We start from the raw sequence: 19,515 nt of genomic DNA on the forward strand, positions 1-19,515 counted from the left end.
GAGGGGTTTTCATCGCCAGATTAACATACCAATCTAGCGATGAAGAATGAGTAATACCCTAAAGAGTATTTTCAAGTGTAACTATCGAGAGGCTATGGTGGTGATTTCAACGCTACCAGTGTATTTGCCGCCAGTTAAAAAGTTGTTTATATCGTTGGCATTAGTGCCATATTGCTCCACAAAGGAAATCAAATCTTGATCATTACATGTGACATTATTGGCAACATCACGCTTGCTCAAACCAGTTTTCTTAATCGCTTGAGATAACCTCATTTTGCTACCTTCTGTGGCGACTACACAAAGTTTGCTTGTCACATAATCGTCTGCTGCTACAAGTACTGTTGCTGCACTGGCTGAAGTGATAGTACCTAAGGTTAATGTTGCTGTTGCTAATAATTTAGTAAATGTGTTCATGATATTTCCTTTTTGGTTAAGTTATTAAAACCGTCATTATGACTTACTCTAGCTATAGCAACACAGGTGCCAATTTTAAAAGTTTATATAATTCAATGTCTTATGTGTTTTTGGTGATCTTGCTCTAGGCTCTGTGTTTTAAAAGAACCAACTGTATTTTCTATTTGGCTAAAAAGTGGTGTTTTTGACTAATTGTATTTTGTAGGCTTTTGCCGCTACCTAATTTGCAATATAAATTGGCTTTATTTGTTTTGAGTTCATAGGCTGAGCAATCTAAAAATCTACAGTGGTTACCTAAGCTAGTAGCCACTATTTTTACTATGTTATGAGGAGGGATTTTGTCTAAGCTACGTCATTATTTTGAAATAAGCAGTTTTGGTATTTACGACAGTTGGGATGAAAAAAGTAAAGCACTGCCGAATATCAAAAGCTTTACCACTAAAATTCCAGCGCAACTAGATATTGAATTTGGGTTTATTTTGAATGTAAAAAAAGCCAAAGGTAAGTGTTTAGAGTGGGCTATTCATCATCCAAATATTCATGACAAAAAAGGTAGGCCTATGGAGCCTTTTGAAGGTGAGGTCTATGTGAGGAATAACGACTGGGATTTCTATCTAGGTGATACCATTTGGTCGCCAGTTGATGACAAAGTAGGTGATTGGCATATGCTTATAAAGTGCGATGGCAAAGTCGTAGCTGAAAAAGTCTTTGATGTCGCAATTGAACATGGTGATGGTGAAGTGCAGTTTTGGAAAAGGCGAGGGTTCTGAGCTGACAATTTGAGAGATTTTTATTTGCCGCATAAACAATAGCACTATAAAGTAGTTCAGATTGGTTTTTGACTTATTGAATTTACTAGCTGTTTTTTTAAGGGATAAGAGTATGAAATTTTTGAGTGGTGTCATTGCAGTACTTATTTTTAGCTTTGGTGTGGATGCCAAAACACTGGTAGGGCTAGAGCAGTTTCCCAAGTGGTTTAAAGATGCAGTAGCTAGAGATACCAAAGTCAAAAAAAGCACTAAGCTGAAAATACCGGCCTTAAATATTGATGGTCGTGCGTTAGGCAAATATACCCTAGCCGAAGAAAGTGAAGGTTTCTGGTATTACATAATAGATGTGGGTATCGACTCTCCTGTTGAGTGTTACATATTCAGTGAATTTGACGGCCCAGCAAATTCACTTAGCAATATTATTGATCAAAGTTTAACGGGCGTAGAAGCCCTTAATAATAAGAAGCTATCCGCTAGATTTAACTATGCAATTGATACAGGTGTGATTGACAACATTCCATACCTGCAATTAGATACCTTGTATAATCTAGGTCAAGGCAACGAAAAAGTTGCAGGCATACTTAAAGGGGCTGCTGCTCTTGTGGGTGAAACCTTGCAAATTTGTATTCACAATGAATTGGGATATCAACAAGCATTTATTGATGTTTTCGAATCATTCGTAACCACAGTTGCCGAAAACCAAGCCAAATCAGCCTTTTTTGAACCTATCTATCACGCCAGCATAGGCGATACCCCAATTGGGTATAGTCATGAAATTTACACTACTGATGCTGATGGCGACGTTAGTATTCAAAAGCACACTGCGTTTCTAATTCCGGTTGATGCTAGTTCTATATCCCGCTCTGACTCTGTTGCCACTGAATGGAGTTATCCTGATGGCTCTGTCATTAATAGCAATGTTTACACGATAGATAATGGTGTAATAGGATCAAGTTATGATCTTAGTCGTAGTGATGACAAGTGGCATGTTGAAGGACAACTTCAAGACAAACCCATCAAGGCAGAATTAGCGTACACAGGTTGGCTACTGTCTGGCTTTGGTAGTCATTTAGAAACGAAAAAGTTACTGGCTTCAACTGAAGAGTCGGCAGAGTTTAATATGTGGGTGTCTGACGCTGATCCAACTAGCGCTATGATAGTCAAACTAAGCAAAATAACCGGTAACCCAGATGCAAACTTAAAAATAGATATGGGTCCTTTTTTGATGGACTTTCAAGCTGATGAAAAAGGCATTTTTAGAAAAGGAACCATGGAACAAGGGCCTATTAGTGTGACGCTAACCCTTATGTATAGTCATGGTGAGCCGAAAATTCCATGAGGCTTTTATGCTGCACATTTTTGCTCTCGATGGCAGTGACCGTTAGAGCAGAAACCAGCGCCTTGCTGTCTGAGATAAGTCTACAGTTAGACGAGAAACAAACTTTACCACTTGGGCCTAAAGTGAGTTTGAAGCTAACGGCATCACGGCCTAAAAAGCTTGCAAAAAGTTTGAGTCAATGGAGTCATATTAAGGTTGTGCAGCAACACCAGGACAGTCTTGAGCTCACGATAGAGGAGACATCAAGCTTTACAGGCAGTCCTGCTGTAAAACACTCAAGTGCTAGCTTTGTCATAGATGTGGATGAAGCAAATACAAAAACCTTTATATCTTCATTTCCAAACATAGATGCAGATAATTGGCAGGTAGACGAACTCAGTGCTTATGTGAACGACTATATTGATGATGTCACATATATACACGGTTTTAATATTGCCTCAGTGGTTGCCGAGCAAAGAAGTGGCGACTGCACTGAACATGCAATATTGGTTACAGCATTAGCAAGGGGCTTAGGCTTACCATCACGGGTGATAATAGGCACAGTGATTGTTGAGGAAGAAGCTGATGTATCAGCTTTTGGTCATGCCTGGTCTGAAGTCTGGCATCAAGGTCAATGGCATTTACTGGATGCTGCCTTGTATGAATTAAAAGACACGCCTCGTTTTTATTTGCCAGCAGCGGCATTAGATAACGAAGGGCCCGGATTCACCTTATCACTAGCAATGGCAACCGCATTAATGCCAATAAAGCTCACCGAGATTAAAAGCGCCATACAATAATATGTATGGCCACTTGCCTAATACTAATGAGCCTGAAACAGCTTAAGGCTAGTATTAGAACTCGGTATTTTTACCATTCACTTTCAGGTATTTCTACGACTAGGCCATCGTGTTCTGGAGTTAAGAATATCTGGCAAGACAGGCGACTGTTTTCTTGAACATTGTCTATGGCGTTTTCAAGAAGGTCGGTTTCCATATCATCGGCTGGGGTTAGTTTTTCTTTCCAGCTGTTGTCAATAAAACAGTGGCAAGTGGCGCAGGAACAACAGCCACCACAATCAGCGCTTATCTGTTCGATGCCATTGTCTACGGCAGTTTGCATTAGGCTGTCGCCATCGTTAGCAGCTACAGTAATTTGGCTTTCGTCTGGTAAAATAAATGTAATATTTGGCACTTTGTACTCCTATTTATTCTGTAAAAATACTGTTTAGATCTTGCGAGCAATCTGCCAGTTTGATTTTATTCACCTTGGGTAGGCTATGTAAATATTTACGGGTGATCATAAACGATTTTGGTTGGTTTATGGCGTCGACTGCTATGAGGTTGTCACCAGAGAAATAGAATACAGCTAAGCTTTTTTCAGACTCTTCACGGACCACTACTTCATCATAACCTGCAGATATACCTGCAATTTGTAGCTTTGCATCATATTGATCAGACCAAAACCATGGGGTAGCTGAGTAGGGCGTTAAGGTTCCGCAGATTGCTAAGGCCGCAGTTTTAGCTTGGTCTGTTGCATTTTGCACCGACTCGATACGCATTTGCTTTTGATACATGGGGTGATAAAAGCTCACACAGTCACCGATGGCAAATATATCAGCATCTGAAGTTTGCATGTATTGGTTTACTTTAATGCCGTTTTCTACCGCTAATCCGGCATCTTCTGCAAGGGACTGTTCAGGGTTAACCCCTATACCTGCTACCACTATATCCGCTGGATACCGCTTACCATTGGCAGCTTGTACTGCTACAACCTTGTTATGCTCGCCAATTATTGCGGTTGCACCCGCAAGTACTTCAATATTTACGCCATTTGCCTTTTGTAGTGCACTCAAATATTCACTTACTACTGGGCTAGTAAGGTGTTGCAGTGGGCGTTCACTATTGATCAGTAAGGTGACATTTTTGCCGAGTTTTGTGAGTGACGCCGCGGCCTCTAGCCCTATGTAACCGCCACCAATGACAATTGCGTTATTGGCCTCTGGCAATTGGTCTCTTAAGCCAAGGGTGTCTTGATGATCCCGTAAATAATGCACCCCTTCTAGGTCGCTACCAGGAATTGTCAATTTACGAATTGAAGCACCGGTAGCCAGTATTAGCTTGCTGTAGCTGAGTTGCTCTTGGTTATCTAAAACTACCAGTTGTTTTTGCCTATCAATTTTGACAACCCGCGTACCTAGGCGTAAATCAATGTCTTTTTGCGTGTAAAAGGTTTCAGGGCGCAGCCATAATCTTTGTTCTGGCAGGATATTTTGCAAAAAGGCTTTGGACAGAGGGGGTCTTTGATAAGGTAACACCTTGTCTGCGCTAATCAGCGTAATAGGATCCGTATATCCTTGCGTGCGCAGGTTAATGGCCGCCTGAACGCCGCCATGACTAGCACCTATAATGATACAACTCATAATTGAATACTCTGTGCTATGTTCGTTTCTTTACTCATTAACTTACTCACCTAGTTCGCTGCTGCGGCATTAATTTTTTGAAGCCACATTTGGTGAAATGTCATATTGACTTGATCCCAAGCGTCATTAAGGTGCCCTTGGTTGGCAATATTATTACTGCGGGTAATTTGAAGTTTATCGAGTAGCTCAATATCTTGTTGATTTACTTCGTTTAACACTTCATGCAAGCGGCTTGTTTCGGCTGCGTATTCTTCGCTGGCAGCTTCATCATTTACCACATATACACTAAGAGATTCTTCGGTATGGGTTTCGCCCATAGGTTTAACCACTATGGTTTGCACCCAACATGGGTCTACAAAAAACAAGGTGTTAGGAAAAATTCCAAACCATTGCTGGGTGCCTTGTTTCTCTTCTGGTAGGCCATTAAAGTGCGGTAACTGTTTGGCGGTTTTTGCTGGTTTGGCACTGGCCCCGTGGGGCAGGTGTAAACCAACAATATTCTCTGATAAAAATAAATCTTCTTGCCCAAGCACTGACTCTACACTGCATGCTTGTGAGTGTACAAAGGGGACATGATAACCGTCTAAAAAGTTATCGACAGCAAGTTTCCAGTTAACTTCCCCAGAATAATCAGTGGTGCTGACCATACGAATATCGTCTTTTGGGTAGATAGCGAGTCGCTCGTCTAATGGCTTGATGAAATCTTCAAAAGGCTCGGCTTTACCGTCTATGTTTACAAAAATAATATCCCACCAAACTGCAAAGCGAACTTTGATTAAGCCTTTATCAGCTTTGTTTTCGGCTGTCATAACTTTGTTATCGTTACCAAAATACCTAGGGGCGCTAAGTAAGTCACCGTCTATTTTAAAGGACCACTTGTGGTAAGGACAGACTAGGCTGCGCTTGTTGCATGGTTCGTCAACTAATGGGGCGGCTTTATGGCGGCATATATTATGGAATACTCCGATTTCCCCTTGTTTATTGCGAATGGCAATGAGCGATTGCCCAGCAATACGGATAGGTAATATATCGCCAGGTTTGCTGATTTGCTGACCACAGCCAATACTTGCCCAGCCCTGTGCAAATATCTTGTCACACTCTTGTTCGTAGATGTCTTTATCTTTAAACGCTATGGCAGGTAACCCGTGCGCTGTGACATGCTCTTTTGTTATTGTTTTTATGTATTCCATGATGCTACCTATTAGTACTTATATATTTGTATCATCTAATCACAGCTAGGGGCTGTAAAACATACGAAGAATGTTATGTATTTTTACGTACTCAAAATAGCATATGACCAATAACAACCAGTATCGGAAATGAAATAGCTGTACGGATCGCAAATATAGCAATTAGCTGTGTAATGGTGATGGGAATAGCTGAGCGCATAATCAGTATGGCAGTTTCAGCGAAAAATATAAGTTGAGTCACTGATAAGCCTGCAAGGATAAACTTAGTGATAGGCTCACTTAAACTACCTGCAATTATAGTAGGCACGAATTGATCTAGTAACCCAATAAATAACCCCGGTGCGGCCATTTCTGCTTCTGGAATATTCAAGGCTTCTAATAAAAATATAAATGGGTAACTTAAGGTTTGCAGTATGCTGGTATGGCTGTATACGGATAAAGTTAAAAACTCAATTGTCATAGCCGCTGGCATCATCATTAGATAAATGTCTGTCATCGACCAAAAGCCCTTTTTAATTGAGCTTAGCGGTGAAGGCGCTTTTTTTGCGGTAGCAATGGCTCTTTGTGTCGCACAAGCGACTCGGCTTTCGCCAGACTCAACATCTTCATTTAGTTTCTTTTCTTGTCCGCCACAATATTCATCTTTAAACCCAGATAAAGGAGGCAATTTCGGTGTGACTATGGCACATAAAACACAAATAAAAATCATGCTGGCATAAAGTTGTAAAAAGTGACTTTCTATACCTGCCACTTGAGCCGTTAGTAATACAAATGGAATAGACACCACAGAAAAGTTAGTGGCGATAACCGCCGATTCACGAGCACTATAATAGCCTTGTTTGTATTGGTAGTCTGTCATCACAACGGCAATACTAGATGATCCTACCCATGAGGCTAGAGTATCGATTGTGGCTCGTCCTGGTAAGTTAAACAGCTTTTGAAAGGCTTTTTGCAACAAAGTGCCGATAAAATCAAGCAGCCCATAATCCGTCAAAAAGGGTAAAAATAGGCAGCCCAACCCAATCAATAAGAATATTGCTCCAGCCACATCTATATAAGCGGTTATGCCAGTTTCTTTAGATATAACCCAGTCTGGACCTACCTGAAAAAACGTCATGCTTGATGCTACACCACCTATAATTGCCAGCAATGTCCATAACCAATGTGCGGCAATAAATTTTTCACTTAATGGCAGTTTTTTAGCAAAGCTTCTTGGCGTTAAATTATAGATAACGGCGATCAACGCCCCTAAAAAAAAGATACCGCAGGTAAAAACCTTCATGTTGTCACCAATCATTTGGGTAAATAGGCTGGTCACTACCCCTAGGCTGATGGTCCAGGAGTTATTATATTGAAAGGGCACTAAGAAAAATAACACGCCAAATAATGAACACCCCAATAGTTTGAGCCAAATAATGGGAGAGATTGCGGCTTCTTTCTGTGAGGAGCTTTGCTGTACTGTCATGATTAACGTCCTAGTGGTGAGTTCACTGGTGTGACTGGTTTTTTGTGAGCTAACTGGCCTATCAGGTTATCAATAACCAGATTGGTCATCGCGGTATAGGCTTCTTTTTCGAAATTGGCAAAATGAGAGGTAAGTGCGACATTATCTGCTGTGATAGCATTCACTTTATCACTGTAAACATCAAGGCCTGCTCCGTGTAATAACCCCTTGTTTAAACGTTCAATAAGGGCATCTTCATTTACAAGGCCAGCTCTGGCGGTATTAATAAGTACTGCATCTGGTTTCATAAATGCCAGCATATCTGCTGAGACTAGATCATAGGTTTGCTCAGATAAGGGCATGTTCACACAAATAAAATCTGCTGTTTCCATTAACTCTTTGAGCGGAACTTTTTTAGCATTGAGCTCTTGCTCTAAACTTTCATTTTGATAAAGGTCGTAATAAATAATGCTGTTTTCAAAGCCATGATGCATCATCTTGGCAACACGGGAGCCGATACGACCTAGGCCAACAATTCCCGTCACTTTTTTGCGAATTGACACAGCTGTTGGTCGCTTAAATGAAGGCGCTGGGTCGGTTTTCATGGCGCGTCTTTCAGCGTTTAGTGCAGGAACTTGCCTTGCTATGGATACCAATAAAGCTACTGTGGCTTCTGCGGTGGCGTGAAACGCTTCATCGGTAGGAGTATTGGTGACTTGTATACCTTTTTTAGTGGCAGCTTCTATGTCTATATTAGAAAAGCCAATACCATAATTTGCAATTATCTTGATGCTAGCAGGGAGTTGATTAATGACTTCTGCTGTCAGGTTATCTTCGGTATGGGTGATTAGGCCGTCGGCACCGTTTGCCTGTTCTAATAAAGTGGCTATGGGGCAGATGTCATCGGAATCTGTGGTAATTAAGGTGATACCAGCGTCCTCGAATCTAGAGGCTAATAACTGGGTATCAAATAATGGGCGACTGAGAAATACTTTCAAACCTTTCACTCCTAAAATGCGTAGCCGCAATCAAGGGCGGATTCGTTAAATTCAATTAAAAATGGCCCATCATAAGCCTCTGCTTGATTTAATAATGTGGATAACTCTTTAAGGCTAGTTGCGTGTGCTGCTTTACATCCCATAGCGTTAGCAAGGGCTACATAATCAGGAGGGCTAATATCTACGCCGTTTCTTTCTACATTTGCGTCATCCATAAAGCGGCGAATTTCGCCGTGGCCTTGGTTGTTCCATACGATATAAATAACAGGCACATTTGCGTCTACTGCTGTGATAATTTCATTAAGAGTAAATTGTCCGCCACCGTCACCGGTTAAGCCAATAACAGCTAATTCCGGTGAGCCTATTTTTGCGCCAATTGCCGCTGGAAACGCATAACCTAAGGTACCGTAGCCAGTGGTTGAATGAAAATATCGGGCTGTGTTGCTAGTTTCATAAAAGGCTTGGGCATAGTAGGCAGGCTGTGTTGAGTCGCCAACGATAATGCAATCCCCTAAGGTATCTGTGATGGTTTTGAAAAAATCACGATAAGCAGGTTTTTTCATATCCTGGGTGCTGTTACGTAAAGTCTCACAACGAGAATGCACTATATCTCTATTTTGGGTTTTAATGCTTGCTAAGCCCATATTAATAGCCGTTAGCGCTTGCTGTGCATCAGATAAAATAGGTAAATCTGGCTTATGGTTTCGCATAAGTTGTGCGCTATCAATGTCAATTCGTATAAGCTTGCCACTGATATTCAAATCCCCTAAAAAGAAAAAGTCATAGTCGGTTTCTGCCAGTTCTGTACCTACTGCAAGTACTACATCAGCTTGTTTTTCAAGCTCCTCACGAATGGCTGGGTGAGAAGGGGTAGAGCCAATGGATAACGGATGGTCCGGCGGCATAACGCCTTTTCCATTGCAGGTATTTACAACTGGCATATTGAGTTTTTCTGCAAGCTCAAGGGCTACAAAATCGACATTTTTAGCTCCGCCACCTAAGATCATAACAGGGCGCTTTGCTTGACTTAGCAAAGCTACCGCCTCTTGTATTCCTGCCTCTTGAGGAGCCGGTGCTTGAGGCATAGGCCAAGGTTGCATATCTATATGGCTGGCATCTTGGGCGAGAACATCGATTGGTATTTCAATATGCACAGGACCTGGCCGTTGGCTGCTAAAAATAGCAAACGCTTGGGCGAGCACTTTAGGTAGATTGTCAACACTCAAAAGGGTATGGCTGTAACGAGATACCCCTGAGGTAATGGCTAATTGATTGGGCAGTTCGTGTAAGCGTCCTTCTCCCATGGCTAGCTGTTGGGTACGGTTAACCGAAGAAATCACTAACATGGGAATAGAATCTTGTAACGCTTGGCCCATGGCGGTGATTATATTGGTCATGCCTGGCCCTGTAATGATGAAACATACGCCAGGTTTGCCTGTCACCCTAGCATAGCCATCAGCCATAAAACCGGCACCTTGTTCGTGACGGGGCGTCACATGTTTTAATAGAGAGCCTTTTAACCCGCGGTATAGCTCAATGGTATGAACGCCAGGTATGCCAAAAATTGTGTCGGCTCCGTAAGCGTGTAATAAACGTGTTAGTGCTTCACCACAGGTTTGTTTTTGCATCTTTTTTCTCTATATATCTGTTTTTATTGTAGAAAGTCCGTTTTCAATGACATTAATTAATATTTGTTTTAAGAACTGGCAAGCAAAAAAACTAGGCTTTTTTTAGGGACTCTTGCCATAGTTTTTGTACGGTTTCTCGCATGATGAGTGCTTCTTCCCAGCGGTCGCTCAACTCCTCGCCGTCAGCACCTGTTATGGCATATACAGGTGGGCCTAGCTCACATAAAAATACACATGCGTCGTCACTTTGCTTACCGTGACGGCTTATCCAATTATCAAACCCTTCTGACCACCAAGATTGAAATAATTCAAACCAAGGTTTGTTTTGAGGAAACATAAAAGGAACCTGAACCTGCTCTCGGGTAGCTACACGGCCATGGAAAGCTTCGGCTCTTGTTAAAAATTCAGATACTCTTTGCTTGGCTAAGTCGTGCAGTGGTAGGTAATATTCTTGATTCACTAAAGTATGTGATAAATCAGCCACCATTAGCAGCTCAGGTACTTGCTCCATGAGTTGTAAGGTAAAAAGTAAATCATTGGTCATGCAATTGCGATGAATTTCCACATGGGAAGGTATGCCTGCTTGCTCACTAATGGCCATCCACTGCTTAGTAATATCAGCTACGTGTTCAACGCTCCAAGGTTCAATTTGGCCAACTATGGCGATAAACCTTGGTTTGATTGGCTGTTTAGCTGCAAAGTCGATTATATCGCTGTAATGCTCAGGGCTTTTAACAAAGGCATTGTAAACTAGATCCAAACCATGGGCTTGTAGCAAGGGCATGGCTTCTTCAATTAATGCTAGCGGGTGGTAGCCGATATCAAAACTCACGCCTTTAAAGCCGGCGTTGGCTATCTTATTTAGTTTTTCTTCAAGGCTTAGTTCAAAGCCATCGGGGCGTTTATATTCCATAGCCCACATTGATTGGAAAACGTCTAGTTTTGCCATTATTGTTCCTTATTGTCCTTTGGTTGGATGCCATGTTTCGCAAATGCATCAAGCAAGGGGGTAAGTTGTGTTTGAAATTGACGCCATAGACCTACTGAGCGACTGTAAATAGGCTCCCGCACTTGGCTGGCACTAGCGGTTTGGCTAGCACTAGTGTTTTGATGGAAGTTAAGACACTCTGGTGCCCAATCTAACTCACAAAACTCCAGCAATTTACGGGTTTCAGCCTCTTGGGAGTTAACTAACTGTTCGTAGTCTATGGTGTGTATTTTTGATGGAAACTGTATTTTCCACTGCTGCATCATATTTTGATAACCAGAGATAAAATCTGCTGTATCTTCAAGGGAATATGAGTACTCGTAACCTCTATCAAATAGCATTTTGAAGTTGCTCAACGCTGCATCAAAGGGGTTACGGTTTACATGTATTATTTTAGCGTTAGGCATGGCTTGTAAGATAAGGCCGCAATATAAAAAGTTATAGGGAAGCTTATCTACAAAAAAGCTTGCTCCTTGCACATAATTATTGGCAAGTTGCAGATAACGTGTTGCCATATTACTTAAGGTTGTTGGCGTGACTTTTTTGACTAAGTCTTGGTCTACGCCTTCTAAACCAGCGGCGATAGGCTTACCTCCGGCTTCAAGTAAGGCCATAGGTAAAGCATTTAGTTCGCCACCACTAACCACACTTGGATGGCTAGCAATAATACGTTCTACTAGGGTTGTCCCTGTTCTGGGTAAACCCACCACAAATATTGGTGTTTGGGAGGCATTTTGAGCTGCAGCCGTTATTTGTGTTTTGAGGGTTTCAGAAAATGAAACAAGGGTTTTCATTAAGCTTAAATCTTGCTCGATATGATAAGGCCTTTGTTGCCGTTTTAATTCAGCCCCTAAACTTAAGTGCCGAAACGCTTTAGGGTACTCACCTAAATCTTCAAAGACTTTGCCATAAGCGTAATGGAGCATAATATGGCCATGGTGCTCAGCTGGTAACAGCTGGCTGCAACGGGTGAGCAAAGGAACAATATCATCCGCTTTCTTGAAGCGGCGTAATTGAGACAAGTTATAGCAAGCCTGATAATTATCAGGCTCTAATTTAATGACGTCTGTGTACAGCACTTCGGCTTCAGCAAGTTTACCTTTAAAGCGCAGTAAGGCCGCTAGTTGATTGCGGCTTCGCTTGCTGTTTGGTTCCACTATTAAAGCTTGGGTATGGGCGCTGATTGCTAAATCAATTTGATTGGCCATGTAGCGCAGTTCGCCGAGCTTATCCCACTCTTGAGCACTGTTGTTGCTATTTAATAATGAGGCAGCCTTGTCTAGGGCTTTGGTTGCTGCAGAAAAGGTCTGAAATTGTAAGTAACACCCAGCTAGATGAAAAACATGCCACACATTTTTGGGATCACAATCAATTGCTTTTAAGGCGCTATTGATTGTCATTTTGGTTTGCCCCAAGCGAAGACTAATTTCTGACAAGTCTTGCCAGAGCTGCCCATTAGTGGCATCTGTTTTGAGTGCTTCAGTACAAAGTTTGGCCGCGCGATCAATATCGTTTGCGGCCAGACTTGCCTGAATCAGCTGGTGGTAATGGTCGTTACACTGATCCAAAATTTCCGCTCTTATTATTAGTTAAGTACTAGCAGTTATTGTGTCAGAACTTATAACTAACAGATACACCTACAGTACGTGGACGCACGCGGTATAATTGGTCACCTAACTGTGCAATATCGTATTGCTCACCAGCTTTTACTTCACCGGCTGCCTCATTTATGATGTATTTGCCATCACCATCAGATGCGGTTGCATCATCAGCGTTCAATAGGTTTTCAGCGAATAAGGCCACAGACCATTGGTCTATGTCGTACCTTACACTAGCATTCCACAAGGTTGACGAGGGAATTTCATCATATCCTGTTTCATAAAAGATAGAAGGTTCGGCATAACCGGTTGTGAATTCATCTTTAAAAGATACACCGATTTGAGCAGTTAACTCTCCATCACCTAGTTCTTGGGTGAAAATCAAAGAACTGACTAAGGTAGATTCTGGTATGCCTGGTAAAGACTCACCGTCTGCAGCACCAAAACTGCCATCTGGCGCAACAAAATCTTCAGTTAGCTCGGCATTGGTATAGGTGTAACCAAAGTTCAGTTTTAAATTCTCGGTTAGACTTGCATTTAATTCGACTTCAATCCCTTTAGATACTGCACTTTGGGCATTGATCATGGCAGGGAAACCACCGGCTGGCGATTGCACTAATAATATTGGATCTTCCCAGTCTATATAGTAAGCGGTAGCACTGTAGTAAAGGTTACTGTCGAACATGTTACCTTTTACACCCACTTCATAGTTGGTTGACTTATCGGGTTCAAAAAATAAGTATTCTTCACCCTCAGCAAATATCCCAGTGGTAGGTAAGCCATTTGCTCCACCGTGGCGGAAACCTTGAGAAATATTTAGGTAAACCTTGGTATCTAGGTCAATGTCGTACGCTATGTTTAAACGGTAAAGCAGATCACTGAAATCTTTTTCATCTTCACCCGCTGCGTAACCTCTAGGGTCAATGCCCGAGTTTTCAGTATCCCCACATGAGAAGAAGCCTAGCGTGGTATTCCAGAACTCTTCACAGGCGGGAAGTAATACTTCTTGTTTGGCATAAAAGTTTTGTTCGAAGTAACGAAGCCCCGCCGTTATGCTCAATTCATCTGTTGGGTAGTAAGTTACTTCACCAAATATAGCGTAGTCTTCAAACTCAGTTTCTTGGATATTACCGTAACCAACGTCTGTGCCTACTGGGTTAGTAATATTAAATGCTGCATCTAGGCCATAAACATAGTCGTAAGCGTCTGCTTCAAAATCTACCGAGTTGTAATACACACCTAATAACCAATCCACACTATCATCAGCGGATCCTGCTAAACGGAACTCTTGGGTAATAGTATCGGTTTTGTAGGTTTTTTCTCCCACTATGACTTCTGCTGCCGGTGAAGTACCACCTGTGTATCCATAGTAAGAAACATAATAAGGTCCCCACCAGGTTGAGTGACCATAGTTGTAACTTTGGTCATAAGCGCTTTCGGCTTCGTTGCTGGTAATAGAGGTGGATGATGTAAAATCTGCAAAGCCTAGTTCATGTTCAATAACCAGAGAGGTAATACTGGTTTCACGTTCAAACTGCTCTATGATTTTTGCAGCAGACTGATATCCATCTAACCCTTCAGAGCTTGCTGACGAGCCTTGCACATCATCTTTTTGCATGTTGTAAGTGAGGAGCACTTCTGTTTTATCTGTGGGTAACCAGCGGGCAGATAAACGGGCCATTGCAACGTCTTCGTCGTTGATATCTTTTGCTGTAAAATACTCACCAGTAGGCTGATTATTTGCATCAAGTCCAGCGATATAATCGCTGTCAATATAACCTCCGTTTGCTAATTGAGTGACCACGCCACGGATGGCGAAGGTGTCATTTAACGGTACGTTTAATGTGAACTCCACATCATGGTTTAAATCACCCGCACCATCTGTAGAGGATAATTTAGCTTGGGCTTTTCCTGATACTTTATCGAATTCTGGTTTATTGGGAATATAGCGGATCGTGCCACCTAAAGAGCCCGAACCATACAAGGTTGATTGTGGACCTTTTAAGACTTCTACACGATTCATATCACGGAGTTCAAGGTTGGCAAATAAAGGGGTTTCACCTAAATAAATAGACACCACAGGATCGGTTGTCATGGCGAAGTCTTCTTGGGCGCCACCTGTAAGGTTAAGACCACGCATAATTATGCCAGAAGAGATTCCGTTTTTGCCACGGCCCACATCGGTCAAGGTTAAACCAGGAATGGAGCGCGCAATGCTAGAAAAATCGGTAATACCTGCATTTTCTAACGCCTCGCCACCGTAGGCAGAAATACTATAAGGTACTTCTTGAATAGTCGTCTCACGACGTGTCGCAGTCACCGATATTGTTTCAATATCCTTTGTTGCTGGAGTTGTCTCTTCTGGTACTGTTTGCGCCATACTTAATGCTGGCGAGCCCATGAAAGCACAACAAACTGCTAGGCTTAATCTGTTTGGTCTAAACATCTTTATACTCCCTCGAACTAAGTAGTAATAATTGCTTTATTATTTTTTTTAACTGCCACGCATACTATTAATTGCCTTTAAATCTCGCAAACAACAAAAACAACTGATGGTATTACAAAATGGAATGGCTACAATGGTGGTTTAAATAACAAAGATATGAATAAGAATTAGGGCCTAAACTTGTTTAGGATAAAGGTGATGTAAGTGAGAGGAAAACTCCCTACTATAATTTCATTGCAGTGTTTTGATGCGGTAGCTCACCATCTGAATATGACCTATGCGGGCAATGCATTGCATTTAACCCAAAGTGCGGTGAGTCGTCAGGTTAAAAATTTAGAAAAGCTAATCGGCCGTGAGTTGTTTTATAGGCAAGATAATCAACTAACCCTTACACCTGTAGGGGAGCAGTACGCAGAAGAAGTTCATAAAATGTTGAACAGCCTAAATGCCGTGACCCAAAAAATATCTTCAAATACCGAATTTACCAAAACAGTCAAACTCAAAGTAGTTACTGAGCCTACCTTTGCTATTGCATGGCTAATGCCTAAATTAAATGAGTTTTATACCAACTATCCAGACATTGAGATTGATCTTGGTACTGACTTTGAAGCGGTTGCCCGTAATACTCGCCGCTGTGATTTTGCTATTTTATGGGGAGATGGTGAATGGCCCCATTATTATGCAGAGCCGCTGCGTCATGATACTTATTTTGCTGTGTGCACCCCTAAATATTTACGGGGGAGAAAGCCTGTAAAAACAATGCGAGAGGTCGCAGATTTTGATTTTATTCATCAAAGCAATGCTATGTCTACTACGGACGAGTGGTTCCTAAAAGCGGGTATGACTGAAAAAGAAATTTCTATGATTGGCGGGCAGTATTTTGATTACTTTATTTATTTGCTACAAGCTGTAAAAAATAATATTGGGGTCTCTATTTTACCAGAGTATTTAATTAAAGACGCCATAGTTGAGGGGGAGTTAATTGTAGCTTGCGAGCAGAGTTTTAAACCTTCGCAACGGTTTCACATACTTTATGACAAAGAGCGCCAAGATGACTATGCCATTCGCCAGTTTAGAAAATGGCTACTAACCCATAAAGATGACATGTAAAACGAGATCTCAATGCAAAATAGTACCCACGAATTTCTGAACATTGAAGTGCAAACTAGGTTAGTAGATACCCTTGGCAACAAACATTTTTTTAGGGAGTTAGTTGACTCATTAAAAACCGTGCTTCCTTTCGATAGTAGTTCAGCCATTTGTTACAACAAGCAGAAAGCGCCAGAGCTTCTTTTTTCAAACCTGCTAGAGCATGAAGATAAGATATTTTTCGCACGATTTTTAGACGGCGCTTATGTGGCAAGCCCCGCTTATCAAGGCTTTGTTAATAATCTAGCCGATGGCATTTATCCATGGATCCGGCTTATGCCTGAAGGGTTCAAAAGCTCTGATATGTATAGCACTTACTATCGCGTAAGTTGTATCGAAGATTTGGTGTATGTTTTTGTTAACTGTAATGATTTAGGCTTTATACAGTTTTGCATCGGTCGTCATGAACCAAGTAGTGCATTTAGTGAAAGTGAGTTGGCAGCCCTTGAGAGTGTTAGTCCGTTAATTATTGGGCTAATTCGTAAGCACTGGGAGTATGCTGCAAAACAAGGTCAAGATGTGACCCCTTTATCATCTATTGTTTCTGAGCGAGTGAACTATTTGCTTAATAATTTTGAATCAGATTTACTCACAGCTAGAGAGCGGCAAATAGCAAAGCTTGTGATTACGGGACATTCTTCCCAGTCTGCTGCAGACAACCTGCATATATCACCGGGCACAGAGCGAGTTCATCGGGCTAAGCTTTATTCTAAGCTGAAGTTAAGGTCAAATTCAGAGCTATTTTCGTACTTTTTGAACCAATTAAGAAGTGTGGATTAACCAACAAAAAGGGGAACAAGCCAGTTCCCCTTTGAATTACAGGTTTTACTAGTAACTACTTTGTTGCTTTCAAACTTTCTGAATAATCTTTGGCAGCTTGTAAAACTCTAAGGGCATTATTGGCCCAAATGTCTTCTAAATCAGCTTTTGTATAGCCTTCATCCAGGAGGCGTTGGGTTATCCTGGGTAAGTTAACTACATCCATCATATCTTTAACGCCGCCACCGCCATCCCAGTCAGCTCCTATGCCCACATGTTTTGGCCCTACTACTTTTAAAGCGTGTAAAAAGTGTTCCATATACACCTCAAATGTGGCTTTTACTGCAGGATGCTCATGTTCAATTTCTCGGCGTTTTTCAATTAATACATCCATGTCTACCCCTTGCTTTCTAAGGGCAAATAAACCTTTGTAGGCTTCTGCTCGCTCAGGGTTTTTAGGTAAATCTGCAAGGTAATCGCTGTATGCGTTCATTTGAATTACCCCACCAGATGCCGCCAACTTTTTAAGCAAGGCATCATCAACATTGCGGGGGTGATCATAAATGGCTTTACTACCTGTGTGGGATAAAATGATAGGTGTTTTTGATAAACGGATCATGTCTTCGGTGGTTTTATCGTGAGCATGAGAGCCGTCTAGTACTATGCCTAAACGGTTAGCTTCTGCCACTAACTCCTCACCTAAGGGCGATAATCCATTCCACTTTACGCCAGCTGGATCGGTAGAACTGTCTCCAAATTGGTTGTTTTTAAAATGTACCGGACCCACCATACGTAGCCCAAGCTTGTAAAAGGTTTCAAGTAAACTTACGTCTGTACCTAGTGGGTATGAGTTTTCCATACTCATGTAAACAATTAGCTTACCGGCTTTTTTTATGGCGGCGGCATCTTCTGGCTCGGTAGCAAACTCAAATACATCTGGGTTGGCTGTCACCATAGTATGAATAGCAAGTGCTCTTAAGATAGCGGTATCACGACTTTCTTGGTAGCCTTCTTTAGTGAGCTCCCCTTGCGGAGAATAAATTGCCCAAAAGCCTCCATCTAAGGCGCCTTCTAGCATTCTGGGTACATCAACTTGTGAAAAGTCATGGCCATAAGTATGGCGCTCTAGAATATCAAACCCAGGTTGAACTAAGTGGGCGGGTGTATCTAGGTGGGTATCTAGCGTCACAATAGAGCGCTGTATTGCTGTTGCATCTTCTAAAGACACTGAGCTTGCACAGGCGCTTTGGGATAGCAGTAAACCGACAGTAACGGATAGGAATTTTTTATTTAGTTTAAGCATAGTGAATTTCATTTTAGATTTTGGTTTGTTTTGATGAGTTTAGGTTTTAGTGGTTAGCATAAAACAATAAACATACCAATAAAGATAGAGCGGTTAATTCTTGGCTCGGGTATTCAAGTAATGCTATGTGTGATCTGCCATAGACGATTTGTAACACTTTGTAAGTGGGGCTGTGGTTATGGTTTAGTGGCAGCTAATAGCAATGTATTGATTTGCTGCTGCACCAACTTGGAATAATTTTGCGCATCAAATAGTATGATTATGAATAAGTTATTTATGGATGAGCTTGTTTGGGGAGTTAATCTACATTTTTGTATAAGAAACCTTAGAGTCTACGCCATGTTTATCGAGTATGTTTTGTAGCGCGCCAGATTGTTTAATATATTGAATTGTTTCATTTATCTGCGGCATCAACTCAGCATGCTCTTGGCGCAGTCTTATAAGTAAATTGCCTTTGCTGTGCAGCGCGGTGAATTTGATGTCCATCTTATGTTGGCTGGCCCAATACTTTGCTGTTTCACGCTCAAGAATAATTACATCAAATCTTTTATGTTTAAGCCCTAGCAAGAGTTGGTTTTCGTTTAAAAAGTCCACTCTTTTAAATTGACTGTCATCAAAATAAAAATAGCCTGCAATTGTGCCAACATATTTGCCAAAAATAGAGGCTCTGTCTGGAAACAAATTTTGCTTAGAGGGCAATGTGATTAGGTGCTCTGTTACTTCAAAGAGTGGTTCGCTGGTCACAAATGATTGGGATTTTTGCCCTTGATTGAGCCATTCAAGACAAATAATGTCAAAGTCGATTAGGCCTTTTTCTAATGCTTGCTGAGCTCTTCTAGCCGGCAGTGGCACAGGTATAAACTCAATTTCTGAGTTAACACTGATAAGTTGTGTTACATCTGTTAAAACACCACTTTGGTTGGCTTGAGCGCCTGTTCTAAAGGGAACCCAGCCTCCTTGCTCGCCTTCGTCAAAATGCAATTGTATTTTTTGAGCATAAACATAATCGCTAAGCCAAGTTAGCAGCAGTAAAAAATAGTACTTTTGGACACCAGTAGTAAATAGATTTACTTTAATCAAAATTAACA

General features: G+C 41.5%; 17 protein-coding genes. 5 read left to right on the plus strand and 12 right to left on the minus strand.

Annotation, left to right across the window (positions count from 1 at the left end; genetic code table 11):
* Nucleotides 1-81: 81 nt before the first annotated feature.
* Entirely contained in the window at nucleotides 82-414 is a 333-nt protein-coding gene (locus ACMUMK_RS13460; RefSeq protein ID WP_414701663.1) for a DUF3718 domain-containing protein, read from the minus strand.
* A 338-nt stretch (nucleotides 415-752) separates the two neighbouring features.
* Here ACMUMK_RS13460 and ACMUMK_RS13465 point away from each other — a divergent pair, with 338 nt between their 5' ends.
* From ACMUMK_RS13465 to ACMUMK_RS13475, 3 genes are all read left to right on the plus strand, one after another.
* Nucleotides 753-1,184, plus strand: coding sequence for a DUF3859 domain-containing protein (locus ACMUMK_RS13465; RefSeq protein WP_414701664.1), 432 nt, complete (start codon nucleotides 753-755; stop codon nucleotides 1,182-1,184).
* A gap of 112 nt (nucleotides 1,185-1,296) precedes the next feature.
* Nucleotides 1,297-2,523, plus strand: a complete 1,227-nt coding sequence (locus ACMUMK_RS13470) for a hypothetical protein (protein WP_414701665.1) — start codon at nucleotides 1,297-1,299, stop codon at nucleotides 2,521-2,523.
* 29 nt (nucleotides 2,524-2,552) lie between these two features.
* Entirely contained in the window at nucleotides 2,553-3,302 is a 750-nt protein-coding gene (locus tag ACMUMK_RS13475; RefSeq protein ID WP_414701666.1) for a transglutaminase-like domain-containing protein, read from the plus strand.
* A 70-nt stretch (nucleotides 3,303-3,372) separates the two neighbouring features.
* Here the strand turns inward: ACMUMK_RS13475 and ACMUMK_RS13480 are convergent, their stop codons facing one another.
* The 9 genes from ACMUMK_RS13480 to ACMUMK_RS13520 form a co-directional block, all read right to left on the minus strand.
* Entirely contained in the window at nucleotides 3,373-3,696 is a 324-nt protein-coding gene (locus ACMUMK_RS13480) for a (2Fe-2S)-binding protein (RefSeq protein WP_414701667.1), read from the minus strand.
* 13 nt (nucleotides 3,697-3,709) lie between these two features.
* Nucleotides 3,710-4,924, minus strand: coding sequence for an NAD(P)/FAD-dependent oxidoreductase (locus tag ACMUMK_RS13485; RefSeq protein ID WP_414701668.1), 1,215 nt, complete (start codon nucleotides 4,922-4,924; stop codon nucleotides 3,710-3,712).
* A 50-nt stretch (nucleotides 4,925-4,974) separates the two neighbouring features.
* A complete protein-coding gene (locus ACMUMK_RS13490; protein ID WP_414701669.1) occupies nucleotides 4,975-6,114 on the minus strand; it encodes an aromatic ring-hydroxylating oxygenase subunit alpha in 1,140 nt (379 codons plus the stop codon).
* Between the two features lie 91 nt (nucleotides 6,115-6,205).
* Nucleotides 6,206-7,579, minus strand: coding sequence for a YjiH family protein (locus tag ACMUMK_RS13495; protein ID WP_414701670.1), 1,374 nt, complete (start codon nucleotides 7,577-7,579; stop codon nucleotides 6,206-6,208).
* Nucleotides 7,580-7,581: 2 nt separating this feature from the next.
* Entirely contained in the window at nucleotides 7,582-8,556 is a 975-nt protein-coding gene (locus ACMUMK_RS13500) for a 2-hydroxyacid dehydrogenase (protein ID WP_414701671.1), read from the minus strand.
* An 11-nt stretch (nucleotides 8,557-8,567) separates the two neighbouring features.
* Nucleotides 8,568-10,184 carry a 5-guanidino-2-oxopentanoate decarboxylase gene (locus ACMUMK_RS13505; RefSeq protein ID WP_414701672.1) on the minus strand — a complete coding sequence of 539 codons (1,617 nt, stop codon included), beginning with the start codon at nucleotides 10,182-10,184 and terminating at the stop codon, nucleotides 8,568-8,570.
* A 91-nt stretch (nucleotides 10,185-10,275) separates the two neighbouring features.
* Nucleotides 10,276-11,133, minus strand: coding sequence for a hypothetical protein (locus ACMUMK_RS13510; protein ID WP_414701673.1), 858 nt, complete (start codon nucleotides 11,131-11,133; stop codon nucleotides 10,276-10,278).
* Nucleotides 11,133-12,740, minus strand: a complete 1,608-nt coding sequence (locus tag ACMUMK_RS13515) for a tetratricopeptide repeat-containing sulfotransferase family protein (protein ID WP_414701674.1) — start codon at nucleotides 12,738-12,740, stop codon at nucleotides 11,133-11,135. The genes ACMUMK_RS13510 and ACMUMK_RS13515 overlap by 1 nt, the downstream gene beginning before the upstream one ends.
* A 43-nt stretch (nucleotides 12,741-12,783) precedes the next feature.
* Nucleotides 12,784-15,216 carry a TonB-dependent receptor gene (locus tag ACMUMK_RS13520; protein ID WP_414701675.1) on the minus strand — a complete coding sequence of 811 codons (2,433 nt, stop codon included), beginning with the start codon at nucleotides 15,214-15,216 and terminating at the stop codon, nucleotides 12,784-12,786.
* 204 nt (nucleotides 15,217-15,420) lie between these two features.
* Between ACMUMK_RS13520 and ACMUMK_RS13525 the strand changes: the two genes are divergently transcribed.
* Nucleotides 15,421-16,326 (plus strand): LysR substrate-binding domain-containing protein, encoded by a 906-nt coding sequence (locus ACMUMK_RS13525; RefSeq protein ID WP_414701676.1) that lies wholly within the window; start codon nucleotides 15,421-15,423, stop codon nucleotides 16,324-16,326.
* Nucleotides 16,327-16,338: 12 nt separating this feature from the next.
* Nucleotides 16,339-17,145, plus strand: a complete 807-nt coding sequence (locus ACMUMK_RS13530) for a response regulator transcription factor (RefSeq protein ID WP_414701677.1) — start codon at nucleotides 16,339-16,341, stop codon at nucleotides 17,143-17,145.
* 55 nt (nucleotides 17,146-17,200) lie between these two features.
* Here the strand turns inward: ACMUMK_RS13530 and ACMUMK_RS13535 are convergent, their stop codons facing one another.
* Nucleotides 17,201-18,427, minus strand: coding sequence for a dipeptidase (locus ACMUMK_RS13535; protein ID WP_414701678.1), 1,227 nt, complete (start codon nucleotides 18,425-18,427; stop codon nucleotides 17,201-17,203).
* Between the two features lie 303 nt (nucleotides 18,428-18,730).
* Nucleotides 18,731-19,507 carry a substrate-binding periplasmic protein gene (locus tag ACMUMK_RS13540; RefSeq protein ID WP_414701679.1) on the minus strand — a complete coding sequence of 259 codons (777 nt, stop codon included), beginning with the start codon at nucleotides 19,505-19,507 and terminating at the stop codon, nucleotides 18,731-18,733.
* Between the last annotated feature and the right edge of the window lie 8 nt (nucleotides 19,508-19,515).

Source organism: Paraglaciecola sp. 2405UD69-4, from assembly GCF_047525415.1.
Classification (GTDB): domain Bacteria; phylum Pseudomonadota; class Gammaproteobacteria; order Enterobacterales; family Alteromonadaceae; genus Paraglaciecola.

Excerpts from the sequence above, each read along its gene's own strand:
- ACMUMK_RS13470 (WP_414701665.1), top strand. The coding sequence starts at position 1,297 with ATGAAATTTTTGAGTGGTGTCATTGCAGTACTTATTTTTAGCTTTGGT.
- ACMUMK_RS13535 (WP_414701678.1), bottom strand. The coding sequence starts at position 18,427 with ATGCTTAAACTAAATAAAAAATTCCTATCCGTTACTGTCGGTTTACTG.
- ACMUMK_RS13505 (WP_414701672.1), bottom strand. The coding sequence starts at position 10,184 with ATGCAAAAACAAACCTGTGGTGAAGCACTAACACGTTTATTACACGCT.
- ACMUMK_RS13475 (WP_414701666.1), top strand. The coding sequence starts at position 2,553 with ATGGCAGTGACCGTTAGAGCAGAAACCAGCGCCTTGCTGTCTGAGATA.
- ACMUMK_RS13460 (WP_414701663.1), bottom strand. The coding sequence starts at position 414 with ATGAACACATTTACTAAATTATTAGCAACAGCAACATTAACCTTAGGT.
- ACMUMK_RS13495 (WP_414701670.1), bottom strand. The coding sequence starts at position 7,579 with ATGACAGTACAGCAAAGCTCCTCACAGAAAGAAGCCGCAATCTCTCCC.
- ACMUMK_RS13490 (WP_414701669.1), bottom strand. The coding sequence starts at position 6,114 with ATGGAATACATAAAAACAATAACAAAAGAGCATGTCACAGCGCACGGG.
- ACMUMK_RS13510 (WP_414701673.1), bottom strand. The coding sequence starts at position 11,133 with ATGGCAAAACTAGACGTTTTCCAATCAATGTGGGCTATGGAATATAAA.
- ACMUMK_RS13485 (WP_414701668.1), bottom strand. The coding sequence starts at position 4,924 with ATGAGTTGTATCATTATAGGTGCTAGTCATGGCGGCGTTCAGGCGGCC.
- ACMUMK_RS13520 (WP_414701675.1), bottom strand. The coding sequence starts at position 15,216 with ATGTTTAGACCAAACAGATTAAGCCTAGCAGTTTGTTGTGCTTTCATG.
- ACMUMK_RS13530 (WP_414701677.1), top strand. The coding sequence starts at position 16,339 with ATGCAAAATAGTACCCACGAATTTCTGAACATTGAAGTGCAAACTAGG.